Raw genomic sequence first — 16,093 nt, forward strand, 5'->3', positions numbered from 1 at the left:
AATCAATGAACCCGTTACACCGCACGAAGATCGTGGCCACACTAGGCCCTGCAACCAGCAGCGATCAGGTGCTTGAGCGCCTGATCCTTACTGGGATGGACGTGGCCCGTCTCAACTTTTCCCACGGCGGCGCCGCCGATCACCGTGAACGCGCCCGCAAGCTTCGCGCCCTCGCCGTCCGTCATGGACGTTTCGTGGCGTTGATGGGAGATCTTCAAGGTCCGAAAATCCGCATCGCTCGCTTTGAGACCAAGCGCGTCAACTTGACGGTGGGACAGTCCATCACGCTTTCCAGCGCGGACCCGAAAGACGCCCGAACCGCGTCCGTTGTCGGCATCGATTAACCAGAATTGGCGCGCGACTGCGCTGCCGGAGATGAGCTGTTGCTGGACGACGGGCGAGTGGCCGTCAAGATAACGGGCATAGAAGGCAATGCCGTGCATACCGTCGTGACCGTCGGGGGACCCTTGTCCGACAACAAGGGGATCAACCGGCGCGGTGGCGGGCTTTCTGCTCCGAGCCTGACAGACAAAGATCGCGCGGACATTCTGCTTGCCGCGGAAATCGGCGTCGACTATGTAGCAGTCTCGTTTCCCAGATGACGACTGATCTAACATGACGGGATTGTTCAACTGATCCTTCACCCAGGAGACGGCATCTGCCGTGCGCGCGGAACCATGAATGACTTGCCAGGCGCAGCGCCGGCGCTGACACGCGCCCTGGCGCGGTTGGATCCGGATAGCCTTGACCGCCACGCGGACGCCGCGGTGCGCGACCTGTTGCGCGAAGGCAGTTCCCCCAACACGGCTGCCAGCTATCGCACGGCGATCCGTTACTGGTCGGCCTGGTTCGGGTTGCGTTATGGCCGGTCGTTCGCCTTGCCCGTGTCAGAGGCTGCGGTCATTCAGTTTGTGGTGGACCACGCGCAGCGGTCTTCCGGAGCCGGTCTTGAATGGGAATTGCCGCTGGAGCTGGACCGGGAATTGGTGCGCCTGAAGGCAAAAGGACGGTTGGGCGCGCCCAGCCTGAACACGCTGCTGCAACGCCTGTCGGTGCTGTCCAAGGCGCATGAATTGCTGGGCCACCCGAACCCCTGCCGCGCCGCCGCCGTGCGCGAGCTGGTGTCCAAGACGCGCCGCGCGTACGCCCGCCGCGGCGTCGCGCCGGCGCGCAAGGAAGCCCTGACGCGGGAGCCGCTTCAAGCCATGCTGGACACCTGCGACGACTCGTTGCGCGGCAAACGCGACCGCGCCCTGCTCCTCTTTGCCTGGGCAAGCGGCGGCCGGCGCCGGTCTGAAGTGGTGCAGGCCACCTTGGAGAACACGCGCCGCGCGGGCGATGGCTATCTGTATACGATGGCGCATTCCAAGACGAACCAGACCGGCGTCCTTCGGGCGCAGGACCAGAAGCCGATATTGGGCAAGGCAGCGCAGGCGCTGGCGGACTGGCTGGCCGCAAGTGGCATCCGGCAGGGGCCGATCTTCCGGCGGGTGCGGCGCGGCGATGTGGTGGGCGAGCCGCTGGCCGCCGCGGCGGTGCGCGACATCGTTCTGGAACGCAGCCGGCTGGCCGGACTGGACGGCGCGTATTCGGCACACAGCCTGCGGTCCGGATTTGTAACGGAGGCCGGGCGGCGCAACGTGCCGTTGGGCGACACGATGGCGATGACCGGCCACGCCAGCGTGGCGACGGTGATGGGATATTTCCGGGCCGGCGCCGCGGCCCAGTCCCCGGCCGCGCGCCTGCTGGACGACCCGCAGGGGCCAGACCTACAGGATCCCCCCGGCCTGCCGTAATGGTGGGAGTGACCGTACAATCACCGCGCTCCGGCCTTTACGCCGATCGATGCCCATCGGATCGGATGCAACCGCCCATGGCGCCGGCTCGTCCCCTGCCCGTCCCCGACCCCCATGCAAATCAATCTTCGCGGGCTTGTGCTTGCGCTTACCGTCTTCAGCGCCATCGCGGCCACGGCCAATGCCTTGTATGCAAGCTATCTGGTGCAGCGTGAGCAGTTGATCGAGAACACCCTCGAATCGAACCGCGTCTACGCCACGAAGCTGGCGGAAAGCGCGGCAAGCTTCCTGCGGTCCGCACAGCAGCAATTGGGATACAGCGCCCGGCACATGCCCGAGCTGATGGGATCGCCCGATCGCCTTGCCGCCGAAGTGATGCGCGTGCAGCAACAGACCGATAGCTTCAACTCGGTAGGTGTCGTGGGGGTGGACGGCACTGTATTGGCGACCACGCAGACCTTCCGGAGCTTTCTGGGCGTGCAGATCGACAGTCCGGGCAGCCGCGCCGCCCTGCGGGCCCGCCAGCCCATGATCAGCAAGCCCTACGTGTCCGTTGCGGGCAATCTGCTCGTCAATGTGTCGCATCCCATCTTTTCGAACGACGGCCAGTACCTGGGGTACGTGGGGGGCACGATTTACCTGCGCAATGAAAGCGCCTTGCATGAACTGCTGGGCAATCACCATTACCACGATGGATCGTATCTGTACGTGGTCGATGGCGATGGCCAGCTTATCTATCACACCGATGCCTCTCGCGTGGGCGAGACGGTGCTGTCCAATCCGGTGGTGGCATCGGTGGTCAAAGGCAACGCCGGGGCAATGCGCGTCATCAATACCAAGGGCGTGGACATGCTGGCCGGGTATGCGCCGGTGCCCATCAGCGGCTGGGGCGTGGTGGCGCAGCGCCCCGCGCAGGTCACACTGGAGCCGATCCACGACCTTATCTGGGCGCTGTTGGGCTATGCCGCGCCGCTGGCGGTGGCGTTCCTGCTGGCCATCTGGTGGTGCGCCCGCATGATTTCGCTACCGCTGTCGCAACTGGCGACGAACGTGGAGCATCAGGACGTCAGCGAGGCGATGCAGCGAGTGCATTCCGTCAAGGCGTGGTACTTCGAGGCCGAGCGCCTCAAGCGCGCCGTGATCGCCAGTTTCACCAGTCTGCAGGACAAGATTGGCAAGCTGAACCTGGCCAGCATCACGGATCCGTTGACCGGTCTGCGCAACCGCCGCGGCACCCAGGATGCGGTGGACCAGATGCAGGCCGGCGGCACGCCGTTTTCGGTGGTGGCGCTGGATATCGACCATTTCAAGCGGATCAACGATACCTACGGCCACAACGTGGGCGACGAGGTGATTCGCGACATGGCGCAGATCATGCGCGAGTGCTCGCGCCCGTCCGACGTGCTGTGCCGCAACGGCGGCGAGGAGTTCCTGATCCTGTTGCCAGGCGTGGCCGCGCGGGAAGCTGTCCATGTCGCCGAACGGCTGCGCACGCATATCGCCGAGCGGCCCTTGCACGGGGCCAATCGGGTCACCGTGTCGGCCGGCGTGGCGCAATGGCCATCGAGCGGGCCGGATGTGGACGAAGCGTTCCGTGCCGCCGATGCCGCGTTGTATGTGGCCAAACAGCAGGGGCGCAACCGGGTAGTGATGCACGAGGCTTGATACCTGGGAATGCGAGGCGGCAGGTCGCTGGCACGCGTGCCCTGTCAGCACGCGGCAAGGCGCGTCGAAAGCTGACGGCGTAAGTTTTCGCAGATAAACGCAATTAACTGCGTTTGAACGAAATAATATTGCCCCCATAAACTGAAATAAGCCATCTCCTGCCAAAACCCCGATTATCGAAGGGGCAATTACAGTATCCTGCGCAGCTTCGACTTTGCCTGGACCTGCACGCCGAGATGTTGCGCCCTGCCGTCGCGCCAAAATCCCTGGAATGTCATTTCATCGCGCTGGCCGTCGGCGTGCTGTTGCTGGTGTCGGTGCTTGCCGGCATTCTGCTCTATCAGAATTGGCGATCGTATGGGGCGGCGTCGGACGCGCGGCAGGCATTCTCGTCGGTACGCGCGACCATCCGCGTCATGGAGCATGCCTCGGCTGAGCGCGGCCCCATGAACGCAGCGCTGGGTTCCGCCCTGCCCGTGCCGCAGCACGTCATGGATTCCTTGTCAGCGGCCCGCGCGCGCACGGACGCCCTGATTGACGCGCTGCTGGCGCTGCATGCCGGCGCCGACGGCGCCGCAAAGCGCGGCGAGATTCAGCAGATTCGCGAGGCGCTGGCCAGCGCGCGGCAGGACATCGACCCGCTCATCGCCACGCCGCGCGATCAGCTGTCGGGACAAATGTTGTGGGACGCGGTCAGCGGCATGGTTCGCATCATCCCGCAATGGCAGGCCAGCCTGGCCGCCAACGCGGGATGCGTCATGCGCAGTGAAGCCAATGCGCCCAGTTTGCTGACGCTGGCGCTGCTGGCCAGCGAGCTGCGAGAACAGGCAGGACTGCTGGGATCCACCTATACGCCCGCGCTGAGCCGCCACCGGAAGCTGACGGCCGAGGAACAGTTCCGCATTGAACGCGTCCTGGGCCGGATCGACGAGTTGCGCGCACTCATTGAAGCCCGCATGGCGACGCAGCCCGACGTGCGGGCCTCCGAGGTGTATGCCCGGATGCAGCAGCGCTACTTCGGCGACGGCCTGGCCTACCTGGCGCGCGTGCGCGGACAGGCATCTCGTCAGTCCGACGAGCCGCCCGTGTCGACCGCCGCGCTGGCAGCGGCCTATGTGCCGCTGATGGGCGCCATCACGGAATTTCGCGACGTGCTGCTGGACGAGATGGGACGCCATATCGAGGCGCATCGCATGGGCGCTGCGCGACTGCTTGCCGTGACCCTGGCAGCGACCGCGCTGTTGGTGGCCGCCCTTGCCGTGGCGCTGGTGCAATTTCGCAAGCGCGTGATACAGCCCTTTGCGCAGGCCACGCGCATCATCGGATCCATTGCCAGCGGCTCGGCGCCAGCCAACATTGCGCACGGCAGTCATCACGGCGAAGTGCAAGAGATGTTCAATGCGCTGCGCGTGCTCAAGGAGAAGTCCGCGGCGCAGAAGCAGCTTGAAGCCGAGCGCGACCGGTTGATTGCGGATCTGGCCCACTCCGCCGAAACGGACTATCTGACCGGGCTGCTGAATCGGCGAGCCTTCGAAAAGCGCTTTGAGGCGGCGCGCGCGCATTGGGACGAGAGCCAGCCGATGCTGGCTTTCATCCTGTTCGATATCGACCACTTCAAGACCATCAACGACACGCACGGACATGCCAGCGGCGACCTGGCGCTGAAGGCCGTGGCGCAGCTGTGCCACACGACGTGGCGTCAGTCGGATGTCGTTGCGCGGGTGGGCGGGGAGGAATTCGCGGTGCTCTGCCGCACGCGCAGCGCGCACCAGGCGATGGAGATGGCGCAGCGGATGCGAGACCGCATCCGAACCTGCTCAGTCACGTCGGCAACCGGCGTCCCGTTCGGGCTGACGGCCAGTTTCGGCGTGGCGTGTATTTCGTGGAGCCATGCAGAAAGCGTCAGCGGCCTTTTTCGGGCCGCTGACGAACTGCTTTATCTGGCGAAATTGAACGGGCGCGATCAAGTCCACCAACGCACCCTGGGGTGAAAGCGGGGGTCCGGCCTTCCCGCGTCCGGGCCTCCGGGGTCCGGCCTTCCCGCGTCCGGGCTTACAGGCTTAGTTCTTCACGCGCGAGACGTCGGCCTTTTTGGGCGTGTCGGCGTGGGACGGCGTGTCGTGCCGGTCGGACTGCTTGTTGGCCTCGGGGGCCTTCCAATTCAGCGGGGGGATCTCGAAGCTTCCCTTCTTGGCAGTCAATTGATGAGACATAAGCATGCTCCTGGACAGGCGCATGGCTTCCCCCGCCGAGCACTGCGCACAGATTCAGGCGGGCCATGAATGCCGCGGGTGCGGGGGAGCATTCAGGAGCAGGCGTCGCCGGGATTCGAAACTACTGGCTTGTTCTTATAATTTTGCCGATAGATAAAAGATTTTAGCAGAATTTTGGCAGAAATAGCAAGCTAAATTGCGGGGCGTCGCCCTGGGAGCGCGCTTGGCATGACTGAAGCTCATACCGAATCCCATACTGAACCGCGCGCCGACGTGCAGGAAAAATTGTTGCGCGCCACCGAGTCCCTGATCTATGCCGGGGGCATCAACGCCACCGGCATGGACCTCATCGTCAAGACCTCCGACGTGGCACGCAAGAGCATCTACAAGCACTACGGCACCAAGGACCTACAGCCTGGACACACGCTGGCGCAACCGCGCCGAGTTCGTCCATAGCCGCGACGAAGCGCGCGAACTTCTTTCGCGCAAATGGGCGCGCAAGCTTGAGTGCCGGTTGATCAAGGAACTGTGGGCCTACACCGGCAATCGCATCACGGTGCGCTATGCATACGAGTGGCGCGACGACTCGCGAAACTGGTTCCGCTCGTACGGCAACGAGAACTGGGAATTCGGCGAGGACGGCTTGATGATCCGCCGCGTTTCCAGCATCAACGACCTTCCCATCAAGGAAGCCGACCGCAAATTTCACTGGCCGCTGGGACGCCGTCCGGACGATCATCCCAGCCTGTCCGACCTGGGCATGTAAACGCCCTGCACGGCTCGCGCGCGGGCCTGCAACGCCTGGGCGGCCCACGTGCCGCGCAGGCGCATGACGCGCGCATTCCCCTTCAAAAAAACTTAGGGATTTCCCCCGATTTCGTGGCTATCTCTACATCCGCGCGCAACTTTCGCAGGCCTTGAAAGGTGAACGGAAGTTTGGATTTTTAGACTCCCGCATTCATTGCAGTGTCAGCTTTTGTTCAGACCTCAGTCAGGCAAAAGCACAACAACGGGAGGAAAAGACCATGCAATCAAAACGCAGCGCCGTGCGGCGCGAGGCGTGGGCTGCAGGCACGATGATCGTGCTGGGCCTGGGCGCCATCGCGCAGGCGTCAACCTACACATTGGGAACCCTGGACCGCATGGGCCCGGGCATGTTCCCGGCCATTCTTGGCGTGCTGCTGGTGCTTCTTGGCTTGGCCATCGCCAAGATGGCGGCTTCGCCCGTGGCCGCCGAGGAAGATGCCGAAGAAGTGGCGCCGCCCGAGTGGCGCGGCTGGGGCTGCATCATCGGCGGCCTGCTTTCCTTCATCCTCATCGGCAAGTTCGGCGGCCTGGTGCCTGCGACGTTCGTGCTGGTCTTCATCTCTGCCATGGGCGACCGCCAGCATACCTGGCGCTCCGCAGCCATCCTTGCCGCCGGCGTCACGGTGCTTGGCGTGGCCGTGTTCTCCTGGGCGCTGCAACTGCAGTTTCCGTTGTTCCGCTGGGGTTGATCCATGGAAATCTTCAATAACCTGATGCACGGGTTTTCGGTCGCTTTCGCGCTGGACAACCTGATGTGGGCCATCTTTGGCGTGTTCATGGGCAACCTGATCGGCGTGCTGCCGGGCATGGGCGTGCTGGCCGCCATTTCGATCCTGCTGCCCCTGACCTACACGATGACGCCCACCGCGGCGCTGGTGATGCTGTCCGGCATCTACTACGGCTCGCAGTACGGCGGCGGTATCACGTCGATCATGTTGAACCTGCCCGGCACGGCCTCGCACGCAGTGGCCTGCCTGGACGGCAATCCGCTCGCGCGCAACGGAAAGGCGGGCTCGGCCCTTTTCATGCTGATGTTCTCGTCGTTCTGCGGCGCGTCCGTCGGCATCCTGGCAATGATCCTGTTCTCGCCGCTGCTGGTCGACGTCGCGTTCAAGTTCGGTCCCGCCGAATACTTCTCGATGATGATGCTGGGCCTGCTGGCCGGCGCAACGCTGGCCAAGGGTTCGGCGATCAAGGGCGTGGCGATGGTGGTCGTCGGCCTGCTGCTGGGCGTGGTGGGCACGGACGTGAACACCGGCACGATGCGCTTTCACTTTGGCATCCTCGAACTGTCTGACGGTCTGCAAATCGTGGCGCTGGCCATGGGGCTGTTCGGCGTGGCGGATTTCCTGAAGAACATCAATCGCATCGGTGGCGACAGCAAGGTCACGTCGACGAAGGTGAGCATGAAGTCCATGCGTCCGGAAGCCGGCGACATCAAGCAGTCGCGCGGCGCGCTGGTGCGCGGCACGGCGATCGGTGCGGCGTTCGGCATTCTGCCGGGCACGGGTCCGACCATCGCGTCGTTCATCTCTTACGCCACGGAAAAGAAGGTTGCCCGTGAACCGCGCCGCTTTGGCCGCGGGGCCATCGAAGGCATCGCCGGTCCGGAAGCCGCAACCAGCGCATCGACGCAGACCAGCTTCATCCCCACGATGAGCCTGGGCATCCCTGGCGATCCCGTCATGGCGCTGATGCTGGGCGCGCTGATCATTCACGGCATCCAGCCGGGTCCGCAGATGATGGTCGAGCATGCCGACATGTTCTGGGGGCTGATCGCCAGCTTCTGGGTTGGCAACGTGCTGCTGCTGCTCCTGAACCTGCCGCTCATCGGCATGTGGGTGCGTCTGTTGACGGTTCCCTTCCGCTATCTGTTCCCTGCCGCACTGTTCTTCGTCTGCGTGGGGGTGTACAGCACGAACAACAACCTCTTCGACGTGGGGATGGTGACCTTGTTCGGCGCCGCAGGCTACGCGTTGATCCGGCTGCGGTTCGAACCGGCGCCGCTGCTGCTGGGGTTCGTGCTCGGGCCCATGGTGGAAGAGAACTTCCGCCGCGCCCTGCTGCTGTCGCGCGGCGAGCTGTCGATCTTCGTGACGCGGCCCATCAGCCTGGGATTCATCCTGGCCTGCGTGGGGCTGATCGCACTGCTGGCCGTGTCGGCGCTGCGCCAGCGCAAGGCGCGCGAAGCGCTCAGGCACGCGGAGTCTGCCACGTAAACGCAAATCAAGAATCGGGGTAGTGCTGCTTTGGCCGGTCTTAAAAGGACCGGCCTTTTTTTGCCTGGCTGCCCGGTCAACGATGCGGGTCAGCGATGCGCGTCCGCGTTTCGAGTCAGCTTTCCGGCGTGGCGGTGTGGCCGTCGATGTGGCCAAGCGGGCGGCCCGGATCCAGGCGGTCGCGCACGCGCTGCTTCAGCACCTTGGCGTCGGGGAAGCCGCCGTCGCGCTTGCGGTCCCAGATCAGATCGCCGTCGTAGGTGATCTGGAAAATTCCGCCGGTGCCGGGCTGCAGCGCCACTTCGCCCAGATCCGTCGAAAACGTGGAAAGCAATTCCTGCGCCATCCAGCCCGCGCGCAGCAGCCATTGGCACTGCGTGCAATACAGGATGACGATGCGAGGGCGCAAGGCAGGCGGGTTCATGGGTACGGCATTCTACGCCTGCGCGGGCGGAGGCGATCATGGATAATGTCGGGTTTTCCCGGGTCTGCAATGGGCCCAGAGCCTCGTATGAAGTCTGCCTTGACGCCCCGAGGCCAGCGCTGGCTGATCGGTCTTTTGATGGGACTGGTCACGCTCACGCCGATGGCCATCGACATCTACCTGCCTTCCCTGCCCGCCATGGCATTGGCGTTTGGCGAGCCCATCGGCGCCTTGCAATCCAGCATCACCCTGTTCATTTTTGCGGTGGGCGTGGGCCAGGTGCTGATCGGCCCGCTGGCCGACCGCTATGGCCGCCGGCCCGTTGCCCTGTGCGGCGCTGCGGCATATCTGGCGGGCTCGGCGCTGGGCGCGTCGGCAACGTCCCTCGAGGTGTTTTACGCGGCGCGCGTCATTCAGGGACTGGGCGCGTGTTCGGCATCGCTGGTCGCCTTTGCCGCCGTGCGGGATTGCTTTACCCCGGCCGTCGGCGCGCGCGTCTATAGCTACCTGAACGGCGCGCTATGTTCCGTGCCCGCGCTGGCGCCGATGGTGGGCGGCGTGCTGGCGCTGCATGCGGGCTGGCGCAGCACGTTCGTCTTCATGACGGTGTTCGCGCTGGCATTGGCGGCGCTGCTGGCCGTGCGCTTCGAGGAAACCCGGGCCAAACTCGCGCACCCGCCAGGCGCGCTGTACAGCCTGCCCCGTTATGCGTCCATCGTCACCAGCGGACGGTTCCTGTACTTTGCGTGCTTCGGCATGGCGGGCATGGCCATGATCCTAGTGTTCGTGTCGGCCGCGCCCGTCGTGCTGGTCGAGCAGCTTGGATACAGCGAGCTGGGCTTTTCAGCATGGTTTGGGGCAAATGCAACCATCAACATCGCGGCGTTTTTCCTGGCGCCCACCTTCATCGCGCGGCATGGCCGCTACAACATGGTGCGCGTCGGCATGGCCGCCCTCCTGCTGGCGTCGGTCCTGCAGGCCAGCGCGTGGCTGTGGATGCCCCTGTCGGCCTGGGTCTTCATGCTGCCGGTCACGGTGTTTACCGTCGGATTCTCGCTGGCGCTGGGATCGGGGCTGAGCCTGGCGCTCGAGCCCTTCGCTGACCGGGCGGGCACTGCCGCCGCCGTGTATGGCCTTTTCCAGATGAGCGGGTCGGCGGTGATCGCCACCCTGCTGCTGGACAGCGGCATGGCGCCTCAGGCGGCCATGGCGCTGGTCGGCGCGGTCATCGTGGCGCCGCTGCTGCTGCTGTCGCCGGCGTTGGGCCGGCGCCTTGCCGCCGGTTCCTGAGCCAACGGGCGCGGGGCGTGCGCTAGTATCCAGGAACAACCACCTGGAGGCGACATGTCCATCGAAAAACCCGCGGACGAACCGGTGCTGCTGCGCAGCGCCGAGGGCGGCGTCGTCACGCTGCGCCTGAACCGCCCTTCCCAGTTCAATGCCTTGTCCGAGGCGATGCTGACCGCGTTGCAACAGGAAATCGACACACTGGCATGCGATGCCGACGTCCGCTGCGTGGTGCTGGAGTCGGCCGGCCGCGCATTTTGCGCGGGCCATGACTTGCGCGAGATGCGCAGCCAGCCGGACCTTGATTACTACCGGGCGCTCTTTCGCCGATGCGGCAACGTCATGCAAGGCTTGCAGGCGCTGCCGGTGCCCGTGATCGCCAAGGTGCATGGCATTGCAACAGCGGCGGGATGCCAACTGGTCGCCAGCTGCGACCTGGCAGTCGCCGCGGACACCGCGAAGTTCGCCGTGTCCGGCATCAATGTCGGCCTGTTCTGCGCCACGCCCGCCGTGGCCCTGACGCGCAACGTGTCTGCCAAGCGCGCCTTCGAGATGCTGATGACCGCGCGCTTCATCGATGCTGCCCAGGCCGTGGACTGGGGGCTGATCAACGCGACGGCGCCCGAGAGCGAACTGGATGCGCGGGTGCGCACGCTGGTGGACGACATCCTGGCCAAGAGCCCGGCCGCCGTGCGTTACGGCAAGCGGATGTTCTACAAGCAGCGGCAGATGGCCCTGGCCGATGCCTATGATTACGCGGGTGACGTGATGGCCCGCAACATGATGGAGGCGGACGCGTGCGAAGGCATCGACGCCTTCCTGCAGAAACGCCCGCCGCGCTGGACGTCGTGACGACGCGCCGGCGGCTGGGGCCGGGGGTTAGACCAGCCAGCCCAGCGACCAGCCGCTGACGGCCGCCAGCAGCACCACCCATAACGGCGACCAACGGCCATAGACCAGCAACGCAAACAGCAACAGCGCGAGGCCAAAGTCGGCCTTGCCTAGAATTGCGCTGGTCCAGACGGGGTCATACAGCGCGCCGAGCAGGATGCCAACGACGCTGGCATTGACGCCGGCCACCATGTTGCGCACGCCTGGACGGCGCCGCAGCGAGTCCCAGAACGGCAGCGCCGCGGTAAGCAGCAAGGCGCCCGGCACGAAGATGACGCAGAGAAGCAGCAAGCCGCCCGCCCATCCGGACAAGGGGCCGGAGGACATTGCGCCCAGGAAGGCCGCGAAGGTGAACAAGGGCCCGGGCATGGCCTGGGCCGCACCATAACCGGCCAGGAAATCCGCGCTGGACACCATGCCGGTGGAGACCGACGCCGTCTCCAGCAGCGGCAGCACAACGTGCCCGCCGCCAAAGACCAGCGCGCCGGCGCGATAGAAGCCGTCGATCTGGCCCGCCAGCGCGCCGCTGGAGATGAGCGCCCAGAGCGGCAGCCCCGCCATCAGCACGGCAAAGAGCACCAGCGACGCCACGGCCGCCGCGCGCGACACGCCGGAAGGGGCGTGGGAGAGAACGGGCCGGGCCGGCAATTGCAGGAAGGCCGCGCCGATCACCGCGCCCAGCACCACGGCGCCGACCTGCGCCAGCGCGGCCGGCAGTAACACCGTGAGTAATGCGGCGGCGACCGCCAGCGCGGCGCGGGATCTGTCCGGGCACAGCGAACGGCCCATTCCCCATACCGCCTGCGCGACGATGGCCACGGCGGCCACCTTCAGCCCATGAATGGCCGCCGACCCGGAAAGCCAGCCGTAGTGGGCAAGCCCCATCGCAAATCCGATCAGGGCGAGTGCCGAAGGCAGCGTAAAGGCGACCCACGCGGCCAGCATGCCGGCCCACCCGGCGCGGCGCAAGCCGATCGCCATGCCGACCTGGCTGCTGGCCGGACCCGGCAGAAACTGGCACAGCGCGACCAGATCCGAAAAGGTGTAATCGTCGAGCCATCGGCGCCGGTCGACAAATTCGGTGCGAAAGTAACCCAGATGCGCGACCGGTCCGCCAAAGGACGTCAAGCCCAGGCGCAGGAACACCAGAAACACTTCAAGACAGGACCCTCGGTCGGTCTGGGCGCGCGCGCCGGTGGCCGGCTTGCTGTCGACATGTTCGTCATGGGGGGATGGGTGCGGCATCGGCTCGGGCTTCGTGGGAAATCGGGGCGGCGATTTTATAAAAGGCCCCAGCACCAAACTTATAGCCGGGCCACGGCCGGGATTCAATCGGATAAATGTCAGGAATTGGCGCTTGGCGGGCGCACCGCCCGGCACATCATGGCCCATATCAAAAATAGGTTCTTGGCACTTCAGCGGTAGGCCAGTCGGCGCCATCATTTGCCGGTCATTCCCCCATCCCATTCCAATAGAAAGGTCTGAACATGAGCCAACGGTTGAATTATTTCCAGGTGTCCGAAGTCCTGTCCAAGAAGTATCTGGACTTCAGCATGGCGCTAAAGAAGACGCCTGTGGTCCAGGAGCTTGGCTCGCTGGTCGATATCCGCGCCTCGCAGCTCAACGGCTGCGGATTCTGCCTGGACATGCACGTCAAGGAAGCCACGATCAAGGGCGAGCGCGCGCTGCGCCTGCATCACGTCGCCATCTGGCGCGAATCCCCCCTTTTTTCGCCGCGCGAACGCGCCGCGCTGGAATGGACCGAGGCGCTTACGACGCTGCCCCCGCACGGCGTGCCGGACGAGATCTACGACGCCGTGCGGGCGCAGTTCACGGAAACCGAACTGTCGGACCTGACCTTCCTGGTGGTCGGGATCAATGGCTGGAACCGGTTGAACGTCGCGTTTCGCACCGAGCCCGGGTCCGCCGACAAGGCCTATGGCCTGGACAAGGCCGGCTTGAACTGACCGGCGCTCTGCTGACGCGGGTCACATGAGCTGCAGGATGCGGCGCGCCAGCTGCTCCGCCTGCTCGGCCGAGACGATATTGGTGAAGCTCATGAGCAGACCGGCGCGCGCGTCCGGCGCTGCCGACCAGTGCGACAAGGCATGGGCGTACAGGCCCTGCCGCAGCATGCGCGCCGCAAGTTCGCGATCGGTCTGATGGCCGTCCAGCCGCGCCACCAAATGCATGCCGCCCGGCTGCGGATCGATGCGCAACCGGTTGCCCAGCACGCTGGACAGCGCCGCGGCCGTGGCCTCGCGCCGTTCGCTGTACAGACGGCGCATGCGCTGGATATGGCGCGCGAAATGTCCTTCGTTGATGAACGAGGCCAGCACGGCCTGCGTCAACGCCGGCGCGCCGCCCGCCAGCAGCAGGCACAGACGCTCGAAGCGCGGCGCCTGCTCCTCGGGCACCACCAGGTAGGCGAGCCGCATGCCCGGAAACAGCACCTTGCTGAAGGTGCCCGAATACAGCACGCGGCCCTGACGGTCCAGGCTTTTCAGGGCCGGCAGCGGACGGCCGACGTAGCGGTATTCGCCGTCGTAATCGTCCTCCACGATCCACGCGCTGCTGCGTTCGGCCCAGTCCAGCAGCGCCTGGCGCCGGGGCAGCGACAGCGACAGGCATAGCGGACTTTGGTGCGCGGGCGTCACGACCGCCGCCCTCGCCCGCGGATCCTGTGCAATGCCCGCCTGCACGACCAGCCCTTGCGCGTCCACCCGCACCGGCACGGCCTGCATCCCTGCCTGCGCCAGCAGCGCCCGCGTGGGCGGATAGCCGGGGTCTTCCACCCAGACCGAATCGCCGGGCTTGAACAGCGCCTGCATGATGAGCTGCAAGGTGTTGTTGTAGCCCGTCGTGATGAACACCTGGCTGGGCGTGCACTGGATGCCGCGCGCCACCTGCAGGTAGGCGGCCGTCGCGGTCCTGAGCGCGAGCAAGCCCGAGGGATCGGGGTATGCAAGATCCGGCGGCTGCATGCCGCGCAGATGGCGCGCGCCCAGACGCGCCCATATCTTGCGCGGAAACGCGTCGAGCGCCGGCAGTCCCATCTGGAAGGGCAACGGTGCGGCCGGACGCTGCCAGCCGTCTTCCTGCGCCTCGGCGGGCCGGGCCTTTGCGGCGGGCGCGGAGCGCGCAAGCGGTTGCAGGTTGGGAGCGACCACGGTGCCGGCCTGGCCGCGCGCCTGGATGTAGCCCTCGGACGCCAGCAGCGAATAGGCGACCTCGATGGTGCCGCGCGCCACGCCGATTTCCTTGGCAAGCGCGCGTGCCGACGGGATGCGGTCGCCGGGTTTGAGGGTGCCCTCGGCGATGGCGCCCCGGAACCGCTCATAGATCTGGCGGTAGAGCGGATGGCCGGCGGCGTCGGAGACGGTTTGCAGACCGTCGGGTGTTGCGGGAATCATGGCATAGTCCGTAAGCGCATTTATGGCCCTTCAAATTATGGCATGTGGTTTTTAAGATTCGTACTCACGGTGGGCGTGCGCTTCGCGCCCTGAACTTCGAGCTACGGACCCCATGCACACATCCACGGAACCGGCCTTGCGCCATCTGCAGACCCCGGAAGAATGGCGGGCCTGCCTGCCGCTGATGCGCGAGCTGCGACCCCATCTTGCCCACGACGACGCGTTTGTCGAACGCCTGGCCCGAATGCACCAGCAAAACTATCGCCTGCTCGCCGTCATGCGCGACGGCGAGGCGCTGGCGCTGGCGGGATACCGGTATCAGGAAAACCTGATCTACGGGCGGTTCATGTATGTGGACGACCTGGTGGTGGCGCCCTCGGCGCGCGGCAGCCGCTGGGGCGCTCGGCTGATCGCCGAGCTGGATCACCTGGCGCGCGGCGCGGACTGCGACAAGCTGGTGCTGGACACCGGGCTGGGCAACGCGCTGGCGCAACGCTTCTACTTCCGGCAGGGCCTGTTGACCAGCGCCATCCGGTTCAGCAAATCCTTGAAAGGAAACACCCAATGAGCATTCTTCGTATCCGCTGCAGCCCGCGCGGACTCGATTCCGAGAGCTATCGCCTGTCCCAGCGCATCGTCGAACGCCTCGTGCGGACGGCGCCGGCCGGCGGCCTGGAGGTCGTGGAGTTCGACGCCACCACCCTCACCCATGCGGACAGCGACTATGCCGCGGCGCTGGCCGCGCCGGCGGATCCTGCCGCCGACGTGCTCGCGCGCGGATCCCTACACGCGTCGGGCGCGCTGATCCGGATGCTGGAAAACGCCAGCCACATCGTGCTGGCCACGCCCATGCACAACTTCACCGTCCCCTCCGCGTTGAAGGCATGGCTGGACCTTGTTGTCCGGGTGCGCAATACGTTTCACATCACGCCGCAGGGCAAGGTCGGATTGCTGGCGGATCGCCCCGTGTTTGTCGCGATCTCGTCGGGCGGGACCTTCAGCGGCGAAGAGGCCCGTCAGCCGGACTTCCTGACGCCATACCTGCGGCACGTGCTGGCGACCATCGGGTTGAAACAGGTGACGTTTGTAGCGGTGGAGGGAACGGCCCGTGGGCCCGAGTTGCTGGCGCTTGCCCGAGCGCGGGCGGAGGGGGCGCTCGAAGGCATTTCGTACGCCCGGCCGGTCGAGGAAATAATTGGATAGGCCCCGTTTACGCCTGCTTGCGTTTTGATGCGAACAAGCCGCTTCGTCTGCCCCCGAATCCTCGCGGATGGGGGCGAATTTCTGTCAGAAATTTTCGTTGGATTATTGGTCGTTAACTCAAAAATATGCCGCAACCAGAAAACATCTCAGCAATTCGCATTCCTGACCGCCTTCT

Annotated in this window: 15 protein-coding genes and 2 pseudogenes; 13 read left to right on the forward strand and 4 right to left on the reverse strand. The window is 65.4% G+C overall.

Going from position 1 to position 16,093, the window contains the following annotated elements; genetic code table 11:
- Positions 1-5: 5 nt before the first annotated feature.
- The 4 genes and pseudogenes from HV786_RS07755 to HV786_RS07770 all read left to right on the forward strand — a co-directional run.
- Positions 6-599, forward strand: a pseudogene (locus HV786_RS07755) (pyruvate kinase); the annotation flags it as partial.
- Positions 600-677: 78 nt separating this feature from the next.
- Complete coding sequence (locus HV786_RS07760; protein WP_175210464.1) at positions 678-1,796, forward strand: site-specific integrase; 1,119 nt, start codon at positions 678-680, stop codon at positions 1,794-1,796.
- Between the two features lie 114 nt (positions 1,797-1,910).
- Positions 1,911-3,461, forward strand: a complete 1,551-nt coding sequence (locus HV786_RS07765) for a sensor domain-containing diguanylate cyclase (protein ID WP_128829226.1) — start codon at positions 1,911-1,913, stop codon at positions 3,459-3,461.
- Positions 3,462-3,697: 236 nt separating this feature from the next.
- A complete protein-coding gene (locus HV786_RS07770; RefSeq protein WP_128829227.1) occupies positions 3,698-5,452 on the forward strand; it encodes a GGDEF domain-containing protein in 1,755 nt (584 codons plus the stop codon).
- A gap of 69 nt (positions 5,453-5,521) precedes the next feature.
- On the opposite strand, the gene HV786_RS07775 is transcribed toward HV786_RS07770, so the two are convergent.
- Positions 5,522-5,674: a hypothetical protein gene (locus HV786_RS07775; RefSeq protein WP_174245449.1), complete on the reverse strand. Its 153-nt coding sequence runs from the start codon at positions 5,672-5,674 to the stop codon at positions 5,522-5,524.
- A 228-nt stretch (positions 5,675-5,902) separates the two neighbouring features.
- Here HV786_RS07775 and HV786_RS27570 point away from each other — a divergent pair.
- From HV786_RS27570 to HV786_RS07790, 4 genes and pseudogenes are all read left to right on the forward strand, one after another.
- A pseudogene (locus HV786_RS27570) lies at positions 5,903-6,025 on the forward strand (TetR family transcriptional regulator); the annotation flags it as partial.
- Positions 5,988-6,440 carry a DUF1348 family protein gene (locus HV786_RS07780; RefSeq protein WP_128829228.1) on the forward strand — a complete coding sequence of 151 codons (453 nt, stop codon included), beginning with the start codon at positions 5,988-5,990 and terminating at the stop codon, positions 6,438-6,440. The pseudogene HV786_RS27570 and the gene HV786_RS07780, both read left to right, overlap by 38 nt.
- A gap of 259 nt (positions 6,441-6,699) precedes the next feature.
- Positions 6,700-7,170 carry a tripartite tricarboxylate transporter TctB family protein gene (locus tag HV786_RS07785; protein WP_056317818.1) on the forward strand — a complete coding sequence of 157 codons (471 nt, stop codon included), beginning with the start codon at positions 6,700-6,702 and terminating at the stop codon, positions 7,168-7,170.
- A 3-nt stretch (positions 7,171-7,173) separates the two neighbouring features.
- Positions 7,174-8,700, forward strand: a complete 1,527-nt coding sequence (locus tag HV786_RS07790) for a tripartite tricarboxylate transporter permease (protein ID WP_128829229.1) — start codon at positions 7,174-7,176, stop codon at positions 8,698-8,700.
- Positions 8,701-8,815: 115 nt separating this feature from the next.
- On the opposite strand, the gene HV786_RS07795 is transcribed toward HV786_RS07790, so the two are convergent.
- Positions 8,816-9,124 (reverse strand): Rdx family protein, encoded by a 309-nt coding sequence (locus HV786_RS07795; RefSeq protein ID WP_128829230.1) that lies wholly within the window; start codon positions 9,122-9,124, stop codon positions 8,816-8,818.
- A gap of 87 nt (positions 9,125-9,211) precedes the next feature.
- Between HV786_RS07795 and HV786_RS07800 the strand changes: the two genes are divergently transcribed.
- Entirely contained in the window at positions 9,212-10,414 is a 1,203-nt protein-coding gene (locus tag HV786_RS07800) for a multidrug effflux MFS transporter (protein WP_175210466.1), read from the forward strand.
- A gap of 54 nt (positions 10,415-10,468) precedes the next feature.
- Positions 10,469-11,263: an enoyl-CoA hydratase gene (locus tag HV786_RS07805; protein ID WP_128829473.1), complete on the forward strand. Its 795-nt coding sequence runs from the start codon at positions 10,469-10,471 to the stop codon at positions 11,261-11,263.
- A gap of 27 nt (positions 11,264-11,290) precedes the next feature.
- Here the strand turns inward: HV786_RS07805 and chrA are convergent, their stop codons facing one another.
- The gene (chrA, locus tag HV786_RS07810) at positions 11,291-12,547 is read right to left on the reverse strand and encodes a chromate efflux transporter (protein WP_175210468.1); all 1,257 of its coding nucleotides are present in this window, start codon (positions 12,545-12,547) and stop codon (positions 11,291-11,293) included.
- 242 nt (positions 12,548-12,789) lie between these two features.
- On the opposite strand from chrA, the gene HV786_RS07815 reads away from it, so the two are divergent.
- Positions 12,790-13,269, forward strand: a complete 480-nt coding sequence (locus tag HV786_RS07815; RefSeq protein WP_128829137.1) for a carboxymuconolactone decarboxylase family protein — start codon at positions 12,790-12,792, stop codon at positions 13,267-13,269.
- A 21-nt stretch (positions 13,270-13,290) separates the two neighbouring features.
- On the opposite strand, the gene pdxR is transcribed toward HV786_RS07815, so the two are convergent.
- Positions 13,291-14,715, reverse strand: a complete 1,425-nt coding sequence (gene pdxR, locus HV786_RS07820; protein WP_128829136.1) for a MocR-like pyridoxine biosynthesis transcription factor PdxR — start codon at positions 14,713-14,715, stop codon at positions 13,291-13,293.
- A gap of 112 nt (positions 14,716-14,827) precedes the next feature.
- Here pdxR and HV786_RS07825 point away from each other — a divergent pair, with 112 nt between their 5' ends.
- The gene (locus HV786_RS07825) at positions 14,828-15,283 is read left to right on the forward strand and encodes a GNAT family N-acetyltransferase (protein ID WP_128829135.1); all 456 of its coding nucleotides are present in this window, start codon (positions 14,828-14,830) and stop codon (positions 15,281-15,283) included.
- Positions 15,280-15,918 carry an FMN-dependent NADH-azoreductase gene (locus HV786_RS07830; RefSeq protein WP_128829134.1) on the forward strand — a complete coding sequence of 213 codons (639 nt, stop codon included), beginning with the start codon at positions 15,280-15,282 and terminating at the stop codon, positions 15,916-15,918. Before HV786_RS07825 ends, HV786_RS07830 begins: the two co-directional genes overlap by 4 nt.
- Positions 15,919-16,093 lie beyond the last annotated feature (175 nt).

The sequence above is a fragment of the Achromobacter mucicolens genome, from assembly GCF_902859725.1.
Taxonomy (GTDB): Bacteria; Pseudomonadota; Gammaproteobacteria; order Burkholderiales; family Burkholderiaceae_B; genus Achromobacter; species Achromobacter mucicolens.